The 16,933-nt window shown below is 61.8% G+C and carries 18 protein-coding genes; 13 read left to right on the top strand and 5 right to left on the bottom strand.

From position 1 onward, the window contains the following. The first annotated feature begins 11 nt into the window (after positions 1–11). The 12 genes from ASD07_RS05725 (at position 12) to ASD07_RS05670 (ending at position 12,082) form a co-directional block, all read left to right on the top strand. Complete coding sequence (locus ASD07_RS05725) at positions 12–542, top strand: Tfp pilus assembly protein FimT/FimU (RefSeq protein ID WP_055926608.1); 531 nt, start codon at positions 12–14, stop codon at positions 540–542. Next, positions 532–1,119, top strand: a complete 588-nt coding sequence (locus tag ASD07_RS05720) for a hypothetical protein (RefSeq protein ID WP_055926606.1) — start codon at positions 532–534, stop codon at positions 1,117–1,119. The genes ASD07_RS05725 and ASD07_RS05720 overlap by 11 nt, the downstream gene beginning before the upstream one ends. Continuing rightward, complete coding sequence (locus ASD07_RS05715) at positions 1,116–1,931, top strand: type II secretion system protein J (RefSeq protein ID WP_082507150.1); 816 nt, start codon at positions 1,116–1,118, stop codon at positions 1,929–1,931. The genes ASD07_RS05720 and ASD07_RS05715 overlap by 4 nt, the downstream gene beginning before the upstream one ends. Beyond that, positions 1,928–2,377, top strand: a complete 450-nt coding sequence (locus tag ASD07_RS05710; protein WP_055926602.1) for a hypothetical protein — start codon at positions 1,928–1,930, stop codon at positions 2,375–2,377. Before ASD07_RS05715 ends, ASD07_RS05710 begins: the two co-directional genes overlap by 4 nt. 4 nt (positions 2,378–2,381) lie before the next feature. Continuing rightward, positions 2,382–5,510, top strand: a complete 3,129-nt coding sequence (locus tag ASD07_RS05705; protein ID WP_055926600.1) for a DUF11 domain-containing protein — start codon at positions 2,382–2,384, stop codon at positions 5,508–5,510. An 87-nt stretch (positions 5,511–5,597) separates the two neighbouring features. Next, complete coding sequence (gene pilM, locus ASD07_RS05700) at positions 5,598–6,542, top strand: pilus assembly protein PilM (protein ID WP_055926598.1); 945 nt, start codon at positions 5,598–5,600, stop codon at positions 6,540–6,542. Beyond that, the gene (locus tag ASD07_RS05695) at positions 6,539–7,273 is read left to right on the top strand and encodes a hypothetical protein (RefSeq protein ID WP_055926596.1); all 735 of its coding nucleotides are present in this window, start codon (positions 6,539–6,541) and stop codon (positions 7,271–7,273) included. The genes pilM and ASD07_RS05695 overlap by 4 nt, the downstream gene beginning before the upstream one ends. After that, the gene (locus tag ASD07_RS05690) at positions 7,270–7,965 is read left to right on the top strand and encodes a hypothetical protein (protein WP_055926594.1); all 696 of its coding nucleotides are present in this window, start codon (positions 7,270–7,272) and stop codon (positions 7,963–7,965) included. The genes ASD07_RS05695 and ASD07_RS05690 overlap by 4 nt, the downstream gene beginning before the upstream one ends. Beyond that, positions 7,962–8,318: a hypothetical protein gene (locus tag ASD07_RS05685; protein WP_055926592.1), complete on the top strand. Its 357-nt coding sequence runs from the start codon at positions 7,962–7,964 to the stop codon at positions 8,316–8,318. The genes ASD07_RS05690 and ASD07_RS05685 overlap by 4 nt, the downstream gene beginning before the upstream one ends. Then, positions 8,315–10,096 carry a pilus (MSHA type) biogenesis protein MshL gene (gene mshL / locus ASD07_RS05680; RefSeq protein ID WP_373922073.1) on the top strand — a complete coding sequence of 594 codons (1,782 nt, stop codon included), beginning with the start codon at positions 8,315–8,317 and terminating at the stop codon, positions 10,094–10,096. The genes ASD07_RS05685 and mshL overlap by 4 nt, the downstream gene beginning before the upstream one ends. A 1-nt stretch (position 10,097) precedes the next feature. Beyond that, a complete protein-coding gene (locus ASD07_RS05675; protein WP_055926587.1) occupies positions 10,098–10,997 on the top strand; it encodes an ExeA family protein in 900 nt (299 codons plus the stop codon). Further along, positions 10,994–12,082, top strand: coding sequence for a tetratricopeptide repeat protein (locus tag ASD07_RS05670; RefSeq protein WP_055926586.1), 1,089 nt, complete (start codon positions 10,994–10,996; stop codon positions 12,080–12,082). The genes ASD07_RS05675 and ASD07_RS05670 overlap by 4 nt, the downstream gene beginning before the upstream one ends. 21 nt (positions 12,083–12,103) lie before the next feature. Here ASD07_RS05670 and ASD07_RS05665 read toward each other — a convergent pair whose 3' ends face one another. The 4 genes from ASD07_RS05665 to ASD07_RS05650 form a co-directional block, all read right to left on the bottom strand. Continuing rightward, positions 12,104–12,535: a hypothetical protein gene (locus tag ASD07_RS05665; RefSeq protein WP_156397886.1), complete on the bottom strand. Its 432-nt coding sequence runs from the start codon at positions 12,533–12,535 to the stop codon at positions 12,104–12,106. A 30-nt stretch (positions 12,536–12,565) separates the two neighbouring features. Next, entirely contained in the window at positions 12,566–13,555 is a 990-nt protein-coding gene (locus ASD07_RS05660; protein ID WP_055926582.1) for an HD-GYP domain-containing protein, read from the bottom strand. An 18-nt stretch (positions 13,556–13,573) separates the two neighbouring features. Next, positions 13,574–14,728 (bottom strand): pyridoxal phosphate-dependent aminotransferase, encoded by a 1,155-nt coding sequence (locus tag ASD07_RS05655; RefSeq protein ID WP_055926580.1) that lies wholly within the window; start codon positions 14,726–14,728, stop codon positions 13,574–13,576. 80 nt (positions 14,729–14,808) lie between these two features. Continuing rightward, entirely contained in the window at positions 14,809–15,258 is a 450-nt protein-coding gene (locus ASD07_RS05650) for a putative toxin-antitoxin system toxin component, PIN family (RefSeq protein WP_055926578.1), read from the bottom strand. A 32-nt stretch (positions 15,259–15,290) separates the two neighbouring features. Here ASD07_RS05650 and yaaA point away from each other — a divergent pair, with 32 nt between their 5' ends. Beyond that, positions 15,291–16,049, top strand: a complete 759-nt coding sequence (gene yaaA, locus ASD07_RS05645; RefSeq protein ID WP_055926576.1) for a peroxide stress protein YaaA — start codon at positions 15,291–15,293, stop codon at positions 16,047–16,049. 48 nt (positions 16,050–16,097) lie between these two features. On the opposite strand, the gene ASD07_RS05640 is transcribed toward yaaA, so the two are convergent. Then, on the bottom strand, positions 16,098–16,895 hold the full coding sequence (locus ASD07_RS05640) for an outer membrane protein assembly factor BamD (protein ID WP_055926575.1): 798 nt from the start codon (positions 16,893–16,895) through the stop codon (positions 16,098–16,100). Positions 16,896–16,933: the final 38 nt, after the last annotated feature.

The following is a 16,933-nucleotide window of genomic DNA, read 5'->3' as shown; positions in this document are numbered from 1 at the left end:
ATAACGGAGCGATGGCAACCAGCGGAGCTTCGCCTGACCGCGGCTTCACAATGGTCGAGCTGATCATTGTGCTGGTTGTTATCGGCATCCTGTCAGCGCTTGCTTTCGGTCGTTTTTTTGCGCGCGGCGACTACGATGCGGCTGGCTTTGCGGCGCAAGCCAGGGCCACCCTGCGCTATGGCCAACAATTGGCGATCGCCCAGAACCGGCCAATATACGTCTACCTTGACGGCACCAGCGTGGCGCTTTGTTTTGCCGCCAACTGCAGTGCTGCCAATCACGTGCGAGATCCTGGCGGCGGCAACAGCTTTAACAGCGGCCAATGCGGCACAGACCGCTCATGGGCCTGTATAGCGCCCCCGGCCAATGTGACCCTGGGGCTGTCGCCGGCTGGCGCCGCAAACAACCATTTCTTTTTCGATGCAGCTGGCAAACCTCAGCTGTCTTCGGGTGCGGAGTTCAGCTCCCTCAACCTCCAGGTGAGTGCCGGCAGTGTACAGCAGGCGGTCAGGGTGCAATGGGAAACCGGCTATGTCTATTAGACGCCAACGCCAGTCGGGCCTGACTTTTATCGAATTGATCCTGTTCATTATCATTGTCGGCATCGCGGCTGCAGCTATCCTGCGGACGCTGGCCAATACCAGCAATACCAGTGCCGACCCGCTGCGCCGCAAGCAGGCCTTGCTGATCGCCGAGGGTTTGCTGGAGGAAGTGCAGCTGGCGGCATTCACATTCTGCGATCCGAGCGACACCACGGAAAACCCTGCGGCGCCCGCCAATTGTGCGACGCCCGAAGGTGTCGGAACCGAGCCCGGCAACACACCACGGCCTTTCGATAACATCAATGACTATGTGGGAAGTCTAGGGGTGCCGGTTGCCGCCTTCAATAACGCGGCCGGCAAACTTGTAGACGCCGCTGGCAACGAACTGGGAGTGAGCGGGTACGCTGCGACGCTCACTTTGCGTGCCGAATCGCTGAACGGGATCACGTCGACCGCTGCGGTCGCGACGCAGGAAGTACTGCGGCTGACGGTGCGCGTGACCCACGGCCCGCTGGCGACCGATTTCGTTGAACTCGACACTTACCGCACCCGTCACTCGCCGCAGGTGGCGCAATGAGGCGGGCAGGGGGCTTTACGCTGATCGAGATGATCGTTGTGATGGTCGTGACCGGCATCGTGGTCGGCATGGTTGCCGTATTCCTGCGCGCACCGGTGCAGGCTTATGTCGACAGCGCCGCGCGCGCCGAGTTGAGCGACGCCGCCGACATCGCGGTGCGGCGCATTGCACGCGAGGTGCGGCGGGCGCTGCCCAATAGCGCGCGGGTCACCGGCGGTGGCACCACGGTGGAATTCTTCCCGACCAAATCCGGTGGGCGCTATCTGGCCGAAGAAGATAACGAGGGCGCCGCCTACCTTGATTTCGTCGACAGCACCGACCGTACTTTTACCGTGGTGGGCCAGATGCCGTCGCCTGCGATTGTGCCTGGCACCGACTCCATCGTGGTGTACAACCTGGGGCCCGGCATTGACCGCGCAGATGCTTACGCGGGCGACAATATTGCCTTGGTCAGTGCGGTGGCGGGCAATACCGTTACCCTGGCCAACAATCCTTTCGCCGGTCCGGGCGGCAGCGCGCCTGTACTGAGTTCGCCTGCGCGCCGGTTCCAGGTGGTGACCGGCCCGGTCAAGTTTGTCTGCGACCTGGCGAATCGCCAGCTGGTGCGGCAATGGAACTACGCGCCGCCAGCTGCAGCGCCGGATACGGCCATACTGGCCACCAACGTCACGGCCTGCCAATTTACGTATGAGGCGAATATCGCCAATACCCGTTCAGGCCTGCTTGGCATCAGCCTGACACTGGCGCGGCCGGATGTGCCGGCGGAGTCGGTGACGCTGTTCCACCAGATCCACGTGGATAACCCGATATGACGACCATGCGCAGACATTCGCGGCAGCGCGGCGTGAGCCTGGTTGCGGCCATTTTCCTGGTCGTGGTCCTGTCCTTCCTGGCGGTGGCCATCGTCACCGTCACCACCACCCAGCAGGCAGCCTTCGGGCTCGACGTGCAGGGAACGCGCGCCTACCAGGCCGCGCGCTCCGGTGTGGAATGGGGCCTGCACCGCCAGTTGCGCAGCGCCGCCTTGTGCCCGGCAGCGAGCGGCGCTTCGTCCACGTCCAGCTTCGCCATGCCGGCCAATACCACCCTGAGCCCCTATACTGTTACCGTGACTTGCACCACCACGGTGCTGGGAGCGATCAAGCGCTATCGCATGCGCTCGGTGGCCTGCAACCAGCCTGCAGCAGGCGCTTGCCCGAATGCGAACAATAGTTCCGACTATGTGCAGCGGGTCATCCAGGTCGATTTCGGAGATTGAAGAAGTGAATAGCCTGTTGCGCCTTTGCCGCTTCCTGCTCACTGCCGCCATGTGCATGGTGCTGGCGGCGCCTGCGCATGCGGATACCACTATTTCGCTGTTCAAGAGCTTTGCCGGCAACGTCAATTTCGTTGGCGCGGAAAGGACGCTGCGCAAGGCGTCCAACACGACCAATCCTTGCACCATTTATGCCGCCAACGAGATCACGGACGTGACCTTGAGCGGGATTCCGACAACGGCCAAGATCCTCAGCGCCCAGCTTTACTGGGCCGCTTCCGGTACCACCACCGATTATGGCGTGGTCTTCGAGGGCAAGGCGATTACGGCGCCCGCCTCGCGCCAGTACAAGAGCGCCACCGTGGGCTACGATTTCTTCAGCGGCGCTTATGACATCACGGCCGAGGTCACCGCCAAGCGCAACGGCAAATATACGTTTTCGGGCCTGACCATCAATAATGCGGCGAAGTGGTGCGATGTGCAGGCCGTGGTCGGCGGCTGGGCAATGGTGGTGGTCTATTCGCTGCCGAGCGAAACGTTCCGCGTGCTGAATATCTACGAAGGCTTCCAGTACATCCAGTACAGCAGCGTGAGCCTGTCGCTGTCGAATTTCAAGATTCCGCCACTGACAACACAGACCGGGCGCATTGCGCACATCACCTGGGAAGGCGACAGCACGCTGAGCAGTACGTCCAACGGCGAGTTCCTGACCTTCAACGGCTATTCGATGTCGAACACCGTCAATCCGCCGGGCAACCAGTTCAATTCCGTCAGTACCATTGCCGGCACCGATTCGGCTTCCTATGGCATTGACTACGATTCTTACACGGTCAGCAGCCCGGTGATCCAGGCGGGACAAACCAGCGCCGCCACGGTGTACCGTTCCGACCAGGACCTGGTGCTGCTGAGCGCCGAGGTGATCGCGGTGCCGAATACGCCGGTGACCGACCTCGGCATTACGATCTCGCGCGATCAGGCGCCGACGCTCGGCCAAACCATGGTGTACACAGTGAATGTCACCAACTATGGCCCGGCGGCGGAGCCGGGCACCGTGCAGGTGGTCGACGACCTGCCTGCGCAAGTGAGCCTGGTGTATGCGGGCGGCGATGGCTGGACCTGCGCCCAGCCCGGCCAGAAAGTCACCTGCAACTACAACACGCCGCTGGATGTTGGCGCCAGTGCGCCGCCGCTACAACTGACTGTCATGGTCAACGCAGTGACGAATTCGCTTAGCAATACCGTCACTGTGAGCGGCAGTGAATTCGACAACCAGATGTCGAACAACACTGCCACCGACACCGCTTCGGTGGACGTGGCGCCCTACGTATTTACGAAATCGAAATGCACCAAGGGCGTGGCGTTCGGCAGCGCAGGACAATGCCTGTTCATTGACTGGAAGAGCGTAGTCGCGGGCGACGATATTCCCGTGTACATCACGCTGGTCAATTCGTCCGGCGTCCCGACCGCTCCCAGTGCGACTTTGCCGACGACGGTCTCGATGCGCTTTGGTATGTCCTGCCAGAATCCAGTCAAGGGATCGTCGGAGTTCGCTTCCTTCCCCGACCGCAGCGCCTTGCTGCCAAAATGCGCGGAGAACAGCGCCACTCCAAGCGGCACGCAATGGTCGGCATATCGCGCCCTGGTGGTCGACGCCAACCAGGCCAGCATCAGCACCCCGCTGACGTTCAATTATTTCGACGTCGGCCGCATCAAGCTTTTCATGCAGGACTCCTTGGGCAAGACGGGCGCCAGCGGGCCGGTGGTGATGCGTCCTTACATGCTGGAGATGGAAGTCTACAAGACCGCTGCAGATGGAACCCGTACCGACAATCCAAGTGCCAGCACTGCCACCGGCGCACAGTTCGCGGCCGCCGGCGAACCATTCACGATACGCGTCGGTGTGCGGACCCGCGACAAGACCAGCGGCACCAAGTACTTTGCGCAGAACTTCGGCAACGAGGTGTCGCCGCGCAGCGTGGATTTCGATCCGGATCCAAGCGACGGTCTTTCCTTTGCCGACATGGTGGCGCGGCCGGCCCTTGAGGGCAGCCTCAATCCGTTTTCGCTGGGACGCTCAAGCGGCACCTTCAACTATCCTGAAGTAGGCATCATTACCGTAAAGGCGACCCTGGCCGGCAACGACTACCTTGGCAGCGGCGGCATCAGTCCGGCCACGACCAATATAGGCCGTTTCGTGCCCGACCACTTCAACACCAAGCTGGAAGCGGCCGACTCGCTGGGGCCTATCCTGCCTTGCCCGGCCGACGTCCCATGTTCCGCCACCAGCGGCATGGTGTATTCGGGCCTGCCGTTTGCCACGACTGTGACGGCGCACGATGTGGAGGGCAACCTGCTGAAAAATTACCGCGGTGCGTTTTCAAAGGCGCTTTACATGTGCGGCGCAGGCAACCAGACGCTCGCGCCGCCCAACGGGGGCGTGTGCCCGGCGCTGGTCTTCGCTGCGGCCGCTCCTGACAATTCCCTGCGGCGCGACAAAAAAGCGGCGATGGTGAAGGACAGCGGCGACATCGATTTCGATAATGACGAAGGGACCTTGTCGCTGTCGGTCGACTACAAACTGGCGAACCCGTATTCGATCACCGGTACCGCGGCTGCCGGGCGCCAGGCGCCTGTCCTGGTGTATGTACGCGCCACCGATGCCGACGGCGTCAGCTCGCTGTACGGATACAACGCGGCGCGCGCATTGGTCGAGGGCGAGGTGGTGCTGGTGAATGCGCGCCTGCAGTTGCCGAACCTGTTCGGCTCGGAGTTGCAATACCAGCCGGTCAACGCGCGCGTGCAATACTGGAACGGTACGCGCTGGGCCACCAGCGCCGGCGATTCGATGGCCGACGTGGTCAATCCCGCTTTGCTCAAATTCACCAACTGCAAGAAGAACCTGTTGGCCGGCGCCAGCTGCAAGCCAGTGCTGGGCGCCACCTCGACCGCACTGCGCTCCATCAGCAGCGGCCAGACGCGCTTCCTGCTGAAAGCGCCGGGTGCAGGCAACAATGGCACGGCGGATTATTACTTCGACCCTTTGCTGGCGCCGGAATGGCTGCCAAGTACGGTGGGCAGGGCGACATTTGGCATTTATCGCAACACACCTGTCACCTATATAAGGGAATTGTACTGACACCGGGGCTGAACAATGGCAAAATATGGCATATTAATCAAACAATTACGATTGTTTCTTCATCTAAAAGTTTGAAGACAGGGCGCGATGCGATTCTTTTCGAAAGCTAAAAAGGAAAAAGACGCCTGGCTGGTGTTTGCGCCTATGCCGCAAGGCATGGCGTTGGCGACGATGCGCCGGCACGGCGCAAGCACGCCTGTGCTGCTTGGCTGTGTGGAGGCGGGACTTGAAGGCCAGGGCGCCGACGAGGCGCTGGCGCGCGCGGCGCGTTCGCGCAATGCCGCGCGATTCCGCTGTAGTACGCTGCTCTCGCCCAGCGAGTACCAGCTGTTGACGCTGGAGGCACCCAACGTTCCGCAAGATGAACTGAAGACGGCCGTGCGCTGGCGTATGAAGGACATGCTCGACTTCCACGTCGACGACGCGACCTTCGATGTGATGGCGATTCCGGTGGAGCGCGCCAGCGGCCGCACGCCCAGCATGTTCGTGGTGGCGGCACGTAATAGCGTGATCCGCCAGCGCCAGGAACTGTTCTTCGGCGCCGACATCGACCTGGAGGTGATCGACATTCCGGAGACAGCCCAGCGCAACGTATCGGCTTTGCTGGAGCAGGAGGGACGCGGCCTGGCGATGCTGTCGATCGGCGCGCAGGGCGGCCTGTTGACCGTCACTTACCAGGGCGAGCTGTATCTGGCGCGCCGGATCGATGTCACGCCGGCACTGCTGGACGAGGGCGATGCCGATCGCCGCCATGCCGCACTGGACCGGCTGATGCTGGAGATCCAGCGTTCGCTCGACCACTTCGAGCGGCAGTTCGGCTTTGTTTCAATCTCCAGGATGGCGCTGGCCCCCGGCTGCGGCGAGCCGCTGCTGAATTACCTGTCGTCGAATATGTATATGCCGGTAGTCCAATGCAACCTGGCGGAAGTGATCGACCTGTCCGCTGTGCCTGAGTTGCAGGACAGCGCGCAGCAGGCGCATTACTTCTTCGCCCTCGGCGCAGCATTGCGCCAGGAAGTGATCGCGCCATGAGCCAGCAGATCAACCTGTTCAACCCGATCTTCATGCGGCAGCGCCACAGCCTTGGCGCGCGCGGCATGGCGCTCGCCCTGCTGGCCATGGCGGCCGGCACCATTGCGATCACCATTTTCGCCGACCAGCAGTTGCAGCCCTTGCGCAAGCAGGCGTCGCAGCAGGAGATGCGCTTGAAGGAGCGGCAGGCGCGGGTGCAGGCGGTGGCCGCGGAGTTTGCGCCGCGCCCCAGCGACCCGGTCTTGAAGGCTGAGCTGGCAACGAAAGAATCACGCTTGAAATCGCTGCAGCAAGCGATGCAGATGCTGCGCCAGGCCGAAGGCGAAGGCGCCGCAGGCTTCGCCGAGTATTTCCGCGCTCTGGCACGCCAGAGCGTCAGCGGCTTATGGCTGACGGAAGTAGCAGTAGAGGGCGAGCGGCGCGACGTGAGCATGCAGGGCCGCGTGCTGCAGGCGGCGCTGGTGCCGGCCTACCTGTCGCGCCTTGGCGGTGAACCTGTCTTGCGCGGCAAGTCTTTCCAGACCCTGGAATTGGGACCTGCGGCAGTGCAGGCGCCGGCCGCCGACGTGGCCGGGAACATGCCGCTGACAGCGTTGCCGCCGGTTGCAGGCAGCACGGCAGCTGGGGCGCTGGCAGCGGCAGCCGCCCCGGCCGAAGCGCCGCCGCCGGTGCGTTTCCTTGAGTTCCGGCTGCGCAGTACGGCCGCCGTGCCAAGCGGGGTGAACCAATGAAGGCCGCGCTGCTGAAACTGGAACAACGCATTGATGCCATGCCGCTGCCGCAGCGAGCGGCCCTGTTCGCTGCGGGCATCGTGCTGGTCGCCGGCATTGCATGGTTCGGAAAATTCGGACCCATGCTGGCCGAGCGCCAGTCGCTGCATGCCGCCATCCAGCAGGGACAGTCCCAGACCGACACGCTGGACAAGGAAATAGCTGCCACGCTGAAGGCTTACGAGGCGGATCCGAATGCCACCATGCGGCGCCGCCTGGCCACGGTGCAGGAAGAAACGCGCGTAACCAGCGAGGATTTGTTGAACCGCAAACAGGGCATGGTGCAGCCGCAGCGCATCGTCCCGCTGCTGCAACAAATGCTGGCCGGCCATCCCGGGCTGAAGGTGGTGGGGATGAAGACTTTGCCGGTCAGCGGCTTGCGCGACGGACAGTTCGACCAGGCTGTCGCAGCCGCGCAGGGCGCGGCCCCGCAGCCGTCCAGCCAGGCGCCGGCGATCCTGTACCGCCATGGGGTCGAGCTGGTGGTGCAGGGCAGTTATGCCGACCTGCTGGGCTATATGGCAACACTGGAAAAAGTGTCGCCGCGCCTGATCTGGGGCAGCGCACGCCTGAGTGTCATCAAGCATCCTGAGACCAGCCTGAGGCTGACGGTGTACACATTGAGTCTCGACGAAACCTGGGTGAAGCTATGAGAATTATCCTGGCCGCCCTGGTGGCGTTTGCCGCAATGCCGGTATTGGCGCAAACGGCGCTGCCCGACCCGACCAGGCCGCCGCCGGAAGTGCTGGCGCCGCAAACCGAGCGCAGTGGTCCGGCCGTGGCGGTAGTTGCCGCCGGTCCCCAGCTGCAATCGGTGTTGGTGGCGCGCCGCCCGGGCGGGCGCAAGCTGGCAGTGATTGACGGTGCCATTGTCCCCCTGGGCGGGAAGGTGGGCGGCGCCGTGCTGGTCGAGGTACGCGAGAGTGCCGTTGTCCTGCAACGCGGGAAGCAGAAACAAGTATTGAAATTGGTATCATCGGGACAGGATAAGGCGCAACAGCCATGACAGAGAAAACGAGCATCTCGAAAGCTTCACAAATTTGCCGGCTGGCGATGGGCAGCGGCGCATTCGCAATGCTGGCGGCATGTACCCAGACGCCGATGCGCGACACCTACAGCACCATCAGCAACGAGGTGAAAACCGCGGCGCAGTCAGCGGCTGCGGCGCCGGTTCCGCGCCAGGTATCCGACGCCTTGCTGCCGTCGGCCGAACAACTGGCAGGGCAGCTGCCTAAGGCGCGCCCGGTGCTGGAAGAGCGCTTCAATGTCGCCTTCAATGATGTGCCGGCGAGCCAGTTCTTCAATTCGCTGGTGGCAGGCACGCGCTACAACATGCTGGTGCACCCCGAAGTCAGCGGCAATATCACGGCCAACCTGAAGGACGTGACGCTTGCGGAGGCGCTGGAGGCGGTGCGCGAGATGTACGGCTATGACTACCGGATCGAGGGCACGCGCATTTCGATCAAGCCGCTGACCATGCAAAGCCGGATGTTCCAGGTGAATTACCTGACCGCGTCGCGCCGCGGCTCGTCGAACCTGCGCGTGACGTCGACATCGGTGCAGAACGCCGGTAACAACAATAACAACAATAACAATGGTGACTCCAGCAACAACAATCGCCAGAACCGCAATAACAATAATGGCGACCCGAATTCGCCGAATGCCAACGTGCTGGATGAAGCGGCCAATGTCACCACGCGCTCAGAGTCCGATTTCTGGGCCGAGCTGAAGATGTCGCTGGAAGCGATCGTCGGCGCCGGCAAGGATGGGCGCGCCGTCGTCATCAGCCCCCAATCGGGCCTGGTGGTGATCCGCGGCATGCCGGAAGACCTGCGTAACGTCGACCGTTACCTGAAGGCGACCCAGCTGGCAGTCGCGCGCCAGGTGATCCTGGAGGCAAAAATCCTCGAGGTGGAGCTGAGCGAGAAGGCGCAGTCCGGCATCAACTGGGCCGCCTTCGGTTCGCGCATTTCCGCCGGCATGATCGCCCCGGGCACGGCGCTGGCGCCGCGCATTAACGGCGCCAATTCCCTCATAGGCCAGCCGAACGGCTTGCTGGGTACGCCTGGCAGCACGCTGGCAGCTGCCGCCAGTGCGCCAGGTTCGCTGTTCGGCCTGGCGTTCCAGAGCTCCAATTTCGCGGCCCTGATTTCCTTCCTTGAGTCGCAGGGTACGGTGCATGTGCTGTCCAGCCCGCGCATTGCCACACTGAACAACCAGAAAGCAGTGCTGAAGATCGGCACCGACGAATTCTTCGTCACCGGCGTCAGCACCACCACCAATACCAATGCGACCGGCAATGGCACGGTGTCGCCGAATGTCACGCTGCAGCCGTTCTTCTCCGGCGTGGTACTGGACGTTACGCCGCAGATCGATGAAAAAGGCAATATCATCCTGCACGTGCACCCGTCGGTGAGCCAGGTATCAACGGTGAACAAGAATATCAACCTGGGCAATGCCGGCAGCCTGAACCTGCCGCTGGCGGCATCCGCCACTTCGGAGATGGACAGCATGGTGCGCGGCGAGAACGGCAGCGTGGTGGCGATCGGCGGCCTGATGCGCCAGTCGACCAGTGCCGACCGCTCGCAAATCCCGGTTGCCGGCCGCATCCCTGTGATTGGCGGCTTGTTCCGCAGCACGGCCGACACCATCCAGAAGCGTGAGCTGGTGGTCCTGATCAAGCCCACCATTGTCGATACGGCCAGCGACTGGAGCCACGACCTGATGGAAAGCAGCCGCCGCATCGACCTTCTCGATCCGAAGCAGTCGACGGGGCGCCGCTGATATGTACGAGAGCCACTTCGGCTTGCGCGAGGCGCCGTTCGGCATTACGCCGGACACCAGCTTTTTCTTCAAGAGCCCGCACTCGCAGGAGGCGCTGAACACCTTGCTGGTGGCTGCGCGCAGCGGCGAAGGATTCATCAAGATCACGGGCGAAGTCGGCACCGGCAAGACCCTGCTGTGCCGGACGTTCATGAAAACGCTTGGCGACGATTTCGTCACGGCCTACTTGCCCAATCCGCTGCTTGAGCCACGCACCCTGATGCTGGCCCTGGCCGATGAACTGGAATTGCCGCTGGCGAGCGACGTCGACCAGCACCAGTTATTGAAGTCGCTGACCGCGCGTTTGCTGGAACTGGCGGCGCAAGGCAAGCGTGTCGTGCTGTGCGTCGACGAGGCGCAGACGATCCCGCGCGAAAGCCTGGAAGCGCTGCGCCTGCTGACCAACCTGGAAACGGAAAAACGCAAGCTGCTGCAGATTGTCCTGTTCGGGCAGCCGGAACTCAATGAGCATTTGCAGGTGCGGTCGATCCGCCAGTTGGCACAGCGCATAACGTTCCAGCACGACCTGGGCGGCTTGACGCGCGACGACATGGAGTACTACCTGGCGCACCGGCTGCGCGTGGCGGGCTTTACGGGGGCGCGCCTGTTCAGTAAAGGGGCGGTGCGCAAGCTGTTCGCTGCCAGCCGGGGCATCCCGCGCCTGGTTAACATCATTGCGCACAAGGCCATGCTGGTCGCATACGGCCAAGGGCGCCAGCGCATTGATGCGCACCACGTGAAACTGGCCGCCAAGGATACCGCGGTGGCCAGCCGGCGCGGATGGCCGTGGCTGGCCACGGGACTTGCCCTGGCAGCACTCGCTGCCGCGGGCGCTTTGCTGTCTTATCGTTTGAGCTTATGAGCCTGATTAACAAAATGCTGCAGGACCTGGATGCCAGGGGCGGCGCTCCACAAGGGAGCGGCCTTTCCGATTCCGTGCAGGCGGTCCAGTACGGGACTTCGCGCAACCGCACGGTCTTGCTGGCTCTCGCCGGAGTGATTATTGTCGCCTGCGTCGCCACTTTCGCAGGCTGGCGCTATATGCGCAATGTGCCCGCGGATGCGGCTGCGACGCCCGTCGCGGGAGTTATCCGCCAGGCGCCGGTTGCAGAAAAGCCGCAAGCGACACCGCCGGAACAGATGGTCGATGGCTTGCAACTGCCGGCCGCGGACGCGGTGGCGGCTGTTGCAGCACCTGCCAACGATGCAGCCAGGGAAGGCGCCACAGTTGCGGCAGCTCCGGCCAAGCGCGAAGCCGGCAGCAATGGCGCCAAGGCAGCGGGGCGCAAGAGCGACAACGTCGCCATGGCGGCGCCTAAAACGCAAGCGCGCGCCCAGGCAAATCCTGGCGGCGCCGTAACTCCGGCATCGCGCGAGCCAGGCGCACAGGCATCAGCGACGGCACTGTTCCAGCGTGCCCAGGACAAGCTGGCGTTCGGGCGCGTGGCGGAAGCAATTGCGGACCTGGAAGCGGCGCTTGAGATGGACCAGCGCTACCTGGCTGCGCGCGAGACGATTGTCGGCGTGCTGGTGGAGACCGGCCAGCAGGCCGATGCAATGCGCCATTTGCGGCGAGCCCTGGCGCTGAATCCGGAACAGACCGGCATGGCCATGCTGCTGGCACGCCTGCAACTGGAACATGGCAGCGGCGCCCTGGATACGCTGGAAAAGAGCCTGCCTTACGCCCAATCGAATCCCGATTACCGGGCGATGCTAGGCGGTGTGCTGGAGCGGGCTGGCCGGCATCGCGAGGCGGCGGAGCATTACCGGGCTGCCGTGCAACTGCAGCCTGCCAATGGCATCTGGTGGATGGGCCTGGGGATTGCGCTGCAGGGCGACAAACGTGAGGCTGAGGCCAAGCCGGCTTTCCAGCGTGCGCTGGATTCCGGCCGCCTCTCGCCGGAACTGCAATCCTTTGTCGAACGGCGCTTGCAGCAATTAAATTAAGTGTCGACCTGCATTCATTCACTACCCGGCATGGCTCGCAAAATAGTAGACCAGCCACCTGTTGTCCGAAGTTCGACGCAAGCTGACACCCAGTAGGCAAGCCCCCTCGAATTCGACGCGCACTTCGTCCATATCGATGCTTTGCCCGCGAATCAGCCTGCGCAGCCGGTTTCCATTAGTCTGGGGTGGAGAGCTCCAGACGAATCGGCCACTCAAGCAGGTGTGACGCTGGGTGAACTGTTGCAGATCCGCTGGGGTCTTGCCGACATAGCCGTTCTTGGTCGTCAACTCGAAGGCGTTTTCATAATCGCCACTTCGCAACCTGAATAAAAAAGTCTCGGCTACGGATACAGCCTCCGCTTGGCCATACTCTGCCTTCGCCCAAACAAAGAATCCGGTAATGGCTGATGCCAAAGCAAGGCAACCGAAGAGTGCGCGCGCACCAAATTTCAATCTCACGTTCAAACCCAGGTGTGGTGCAAGTCAAAGCGCGGCTTGCGCGCCCCAGATCTGCTTCATGCTGAAGCGCAGTTCGGCCTGGTCCTCGGTGAGGGCTTCGAGGATTGCGCACTGCGGCTGGTCGGTGCGGCGATGCACTGACGCTGCCAGCGATTTGCCTGCCGCATCGCGCATGCAGTGCACCTCCAATACGCCGTCGCCGCTGTCACGCGCGGTCACCACACCCATCTCGCCGTTCGCCAGGCGCACCAGGACCCCGGGCGGATATTTGCCGACCTGGCGGTGGAACTGCTCCTGCAAGAACGGATCGGCAGGATGCAGCGGATCGTGCAGGAGCTTCTCAAGCGCCTTGTCCGGCAGCATCGAGCAGCGGTAGTTGCGCGCCGAGACCCGTGCGCAATAGCGGTCGGCCAGGCTAAGCAAGCGCGCGTTGTTGGTGATCTGTTCGCGCGTCATGCCGGCCGGGTAGCCGGTGCCGTCGTCATTCTCGTGGTGCATCAGGACGCAGGAAATCCATTCGTCGTCCTCAACGCCGGCATACTTCAGGATCTCCGCGCTGTCTTCCGGATGGCGGCGCACAATCGCCATTTCTTCGCTATTCAGCGTGCCCGGCTTGCTCTGGAAATTATCGTGATGGCGCAGCATCCCCACATTCATGGTCAATGCCGCCGCCGTCAGCGAAACCACTTCATCCGAAGCCTTGTCCAGGCCGCGCGCTACGAGAATCACCACGATGGCGGTTTCAATGCAGTGGCGTACCGCATAGGTGCCTGCGATCTGGTTCAGGAACAGGCAGGCCAGTGCGATTTCGGGATTCATTTCGACCGCGCGAACTACTTCGCGCGCGATGTTGCGCAAATCGGCATCCGCATTGCGTTCATTGCGCAAATCCCCCAACAACTTTTCCAGGCGCTTGTTGGCCAGGTTGAGTTCATGCAGCACGGACGGCGGCGGCTCCAGCCGCGATCCGCCTTCCATGCCCAGGTCCTGTAAGCTGTTGAGGTACTGGTTCATAATCTGTCCCCGAAGTGGTTACACGCGCGCCAGTCGCTCCAATGCGAGCGCCAGCGTCTCGTCTTTCTTGGCAAAGCAGAAGCGCACAATGCCCGAATCCTTGCCGTTGCGGTAGAACGCCGATACGGGAATGGCGGCGACCTTGATTTCGCTGGTCAGCCATTCCGCAAATTCCGCTTCCGAGTGTGACGAAATGCGGTCATAGCGCACGCATTGGAAGTAGGTGCCATCCGCAGGCAACAGTTCGAAGCGGCTGCCTTCCAGTCCCCTGCGGAACAAGTCGCGCTTGCGCTGGTAAAAGGCCGGCAGCCCAATATATGGCGCAGGGTCTGCCATGTAGCTGGCGATGCCGTGCTGCATGGGCGTATTCACGGAGAACACGTTGTACTGGTGGACCTTGCGGAATTCGACCGACATCATGATTGGCGCAGCGACATAGCCGACCTTCCAGCCGGTGACGTGATACGTCTTGCCGAAGCTGGATACGACGAACGAGCGCTCGGCCAGGTCTGGATAGCGGCACATCGACTCGTGGAGGTGGCCGTCGTAGACCATGTGCTCGTAGACTTCGTCGGACAGGATCAGGATGTCGGTGTCGCGCACGATTTCACGAAGCGCGTCCATGTCGGCGGCGCGCAGTACGCTGCCGGTTGGATTGTGCGGCGTATTGATGATGATCATGCGCGTGCGCGGCGACACGGCTGCCTCCACGCGGGTCCACGGTACGCTGAAGCCGCCGTGCGCCGCCAGTTCCATCTGCACCAGCACCGGCACGCCGCCCGCCAGTTCGATGGCGGGCAGATAGCTGTCATAAGCCGGCTCGATGACGATCACTTCGTCGCCGGGGTGCACGCTGCACAGGATGGCGGTGGTCAGGGCTTCCGTCGCACCGGGCGTGACGGTGATTTCGGTATTGACGTCGTAATGGTGGCCGTAGGAGCGACTGATCTTGTCGGCAATGGCCTGGCGCAGTTCGAGCGCGCCAACGCCGGTCGGGTACTGGTTGTAACCTTCGCGCATGGCGACGGTGACCATGTCGACCAGCTTCGGGTCGCAGGCGAAATCCGGGAACCCCTGGCCCAGGTTGACCGCGCCATGCTGCCCAGCCAGGGCCGACATGCGCGAAAAAATGGTGGTGCCGATGTGGGGCAGGCGGGAAGTCAGTTGTTTCATCGTGCTCAGGAAATGGACATTTTTTCCATTCTAGCGCAGCCAAATAAAACAAGTGTTGCCCCGAGGGTAAAACTGGAATGTCAAGCCTCCAGGCTCCATTTTTCCGGCAGCATGACCTTGAACATGCCGGCTTTCGCCAGCCGCTTGGCCAGCTTGAGCAGGGCCTTGTCCTTGGTGATCAGGATGTCGGCCTGGGCGTCGCGCGCCAGTTCCAGGAACTTCTGGTCGTCGCGGTCGGTGCAAACCGGCAGCCGTGCGCCGGATTCCGGCGGCTGCACCACCTTGATGTATTGGTCGAAGCGGGCCGCACTGGCGGGACGCGTACTTTCATCGAGCGGCAGGTGAGGGTAGTTCAGGACGAACAGGTATTCGGCGCGGCAGTCGGCACGCGTGATCGCTTCGACCGCGCCGCTTTCAATCGCCGCCAGCAGCGATGCCCAGCGCGGGTCCTGGAAAACGAACAGGTCGAGGCAGACATTGGTATCGATAACGATGCGCTTCGGTGCAACTTGTGGTGGAACAGGTATCATGTCGGGGTTTTTCGTTTTGGATTTTGAATCTTATGCTGATTGTGCTGTCGCCTGCAAAAAGTCTTGACCTGGAAACCCCGCCAACCACCAAACTCGCAACGCAGCCTGCGTTCCTCGATCATTCGGAGCAGCTGATCGAACGCCTGCGCGATTTTTCGCCCAACCAGCTGGGTGAGCTGATGGACCTCTCCGATGCCTTATCGGCGCTGAACGTGGCGCGCTACGCAAGCTGGACCAAGGATACCAGCGAGGCACGCCAGGCGGTCATGACCTTCAACGGCGACGTCTACGATGGTCTCAATGCGCGCGCGATGTCGGCCAGGCAGCTTGATTACACCCAGTCGCGCATCCGTATCCTGTCCGGCCTGTACGGCATGCTGAAGCCGCTGGACCTGATCCACGCGCACCGGCTGGAAATGGGCACCCGCCTGCAAAACCCGCGCGGCAAGAATCTTTACGAATTCTGGGGCGACATGATTACCGAGGCGCTGAACAAAGAGGGTTCGCCGGTGCTGGTAAACCTGGCTTCGGACGAGTATTTCAAGTCGGTCAAACCGAAGAAGCTGGCAATGCCGGTCATCACGCCAGTGTTCGAGGACTGGAAGGGCGGCAAGTACAAGATTATTTCCTTCTTCGCCAAACGCGCGCGCGGCATGCTGGCGCGGTATGCGGCGGTAAACAACATCACCGACCCGGCCAAGCTGAAGAAGTTCGATGTGGATGGCTACAAATTCGAAGCTGACGCCTCGAACGATACTACCTGGGTATTCCGCCGCAAGATCGCGGCCTGACGACAGCCCGGTGCCGGGCCCTGTGGGCCAGGCACCGGATTGCCGGTCTTACCAGATGTTGTACCAGGCCTTCTTCTTGAAACCGTCCTCCGCCAGCATCTTGCTGTCAGGGAAATTCTTGTCGAAGACGCGCTTGGTATCATCGCGCAGGGTGAAGTTGCCCATCTTGTCGTAGCCGCGATACATGATGGCCAGTGCTTCTTCGATCGACGGCGAATCCGCGTAATCGGTCAGTACGCCCTGGGCGCGGTTGATTGCTGCCAGGTAGGCGCCGCGGCGGTAGTAGTAACGCGCCACGTACACTTCATACTTCGCCATCGCATTGATCAGGTACTTCATGCGATCAATCGAATCCGGCGCGTATTTGCTTTCAGGAAACTTTTCGACCAGTGCCTTGAAGGCGGCGAACGCTTCGCGGGTTGCTTTCGGGTCGCGTTCTGCCGGATCCTGTTCGTACAGGAAGTTCAGCAAACCGATCGAATCGTTGAAGTTCACCAGGCCACGCAGGTAGTACATGTAGTCAACGTTCGGGTGGTTCGGGTGCAGCTTGATAAAGCGCTCCACTGCGGCCAGCGCCTGTGCCTGGTCTTGCGACTTGTAGTGGGAATAGGCGATTTCCATCTGCGCCTGTTGCGCATAAGTGCCGAACGGATAGCTGGATTCGAGGCGTTCGAACAGCTGAACGGAACGTTCATAGTTGCCGCTGGCCTGTTCTTCCTTGGCCTCCGAGTATAATTTCGTTGCGGACCAGCCTCGAGTCTCGTCTGCACGTTCTGGTAACAGGCCACAAGCTGACAAACTAAACAGTACGACTGTTGCTGCAACTACTGATAATTTTTTTTGCATGTTGATGTGCAAGGAATCGTTAACCAAAATACTAAACT

The sequence above is a fragment of the Duganella sp. Root336D2 genome, assembly GCF_001425005.1.
Classification (GTDB): Bacteria; Pseudomonadota; Gammaproteobacteria; order Burkholderiales; family Burkholderiaceae_D; genus Rugamonas.
This window is presented reverse-complemented; position numbering and strand designations above follow the sequence as displayed.

Bases quoted from the DNA above. Each gene is read 5' to 3' on its own strand.
- ASD07_RS05725 (WP_055926608.1), top strand. From the start codon at position 12: ATGGCAACCAGCGGAGCTTCGCCTGACCGCGGCTTCACAATGGTCGAG.
- ASD07_RS05720 (WP_055926606.1), top strand. From the start codon at position 532: ATGTCTATTAGACGCCAACGCCAGTCGGGCCTGACTTTTATCGAATTG.
- ASD07_RS05715 (WP_082507150.1), top strand. From the start codon at position 1,116: ATGAGGCGGGCAGGGGGCTTTACGCTGATCGAGATGATCGTTGTGATG.
- ASD07_RS05710 (WP_055926602.1), top strand. From the start codon at position 1,928: ATGACGACCATGCGCAGACATTCGCGGCAGCGCGGCGTGAGCCTGGTT.
- pilM (WP_055926598.1), top strand. From the start codon at position 5,598: ATGCGATTCTTTTCGAAAGCTAAAAAGGAAAAAGACGCCTGGCTGGTG.
- ASD07_RS05695 (WP_055926596.1), top strand. From the start codon at position 6,539: ATGAGCCAGCAGATCAACCTGTTCAACCCGATCTTCATGCGGCAGCGC.
- ASD07_RS05690 (WP_055926594.1), top strand. From the start codon at position 7,270: ATGAAGGCCGCGCTGCTGAAACTGGAACAACGCATTGATGCCATGCCG.
- ASD07_RS05685 (WP_055926592.1), top strand. From the start codon at position 7,962: ATGAGAATTATCCTGGCCGCCCTGGTGGCGTTTGCCGCAATGCCGGTA.
- mshL (WP_373922073.1), top strand. From the start codon at position 8,315: ATGACAGAGAAAACGAGCATCTCGAAAGCTTCACAAATTTGCCGGCTG.
- ASD07_RS05675 (WP_055926587.1), top strand. From the start codon at position 10,098: ATGTACGAGAGCCACTTCGGCTTGCGCGAGGCGCCGTTCGGCATTACG.
- ASD07_RS05670 (WP_055926586.1), top strand. From the start codon at position 10,994: ATGAGCCTGATTAACAAAATGCTGCAGGACCTGGATGCCAGGGGCGGC.
- ASD07_RS05660 (WP_055926582.1), bottom strand. From the start codon at position 13,555: ATGAACCAGTACCTCAACAGCTTACAGGACCTGGGCATGGAAGGCGGA.
- ASD07_RS05655 (WP_055926580.1), bottom strand. From the start codon at position 14,728: ATGAAACAACTGACTTCCCGCCTGCCCCACATCGGCACCACCATTTTT.
- ASD07_RS05650 (WP_055926578.1), bottom strand. From the start codon at position 15,258: ATGATACCTGTTCCACCACAAGTTGCACCGAAGCGCATCGTTATCGAT.
- yaaA (WP_055926576.1), top strand. From the start codon at position 15,291: ATGCTGATTGTGCTGTCGCCTGCAAAAAGTCTTGACCTGGAAACCCCG.
- ASD07_RS05640 (WP_055926575.1), bottom strand. From the start codon at position 16,895: ATGCAAAAAAAATTATCAGTAGTTGCAGCAACAGTCGTACTGTTTAGT.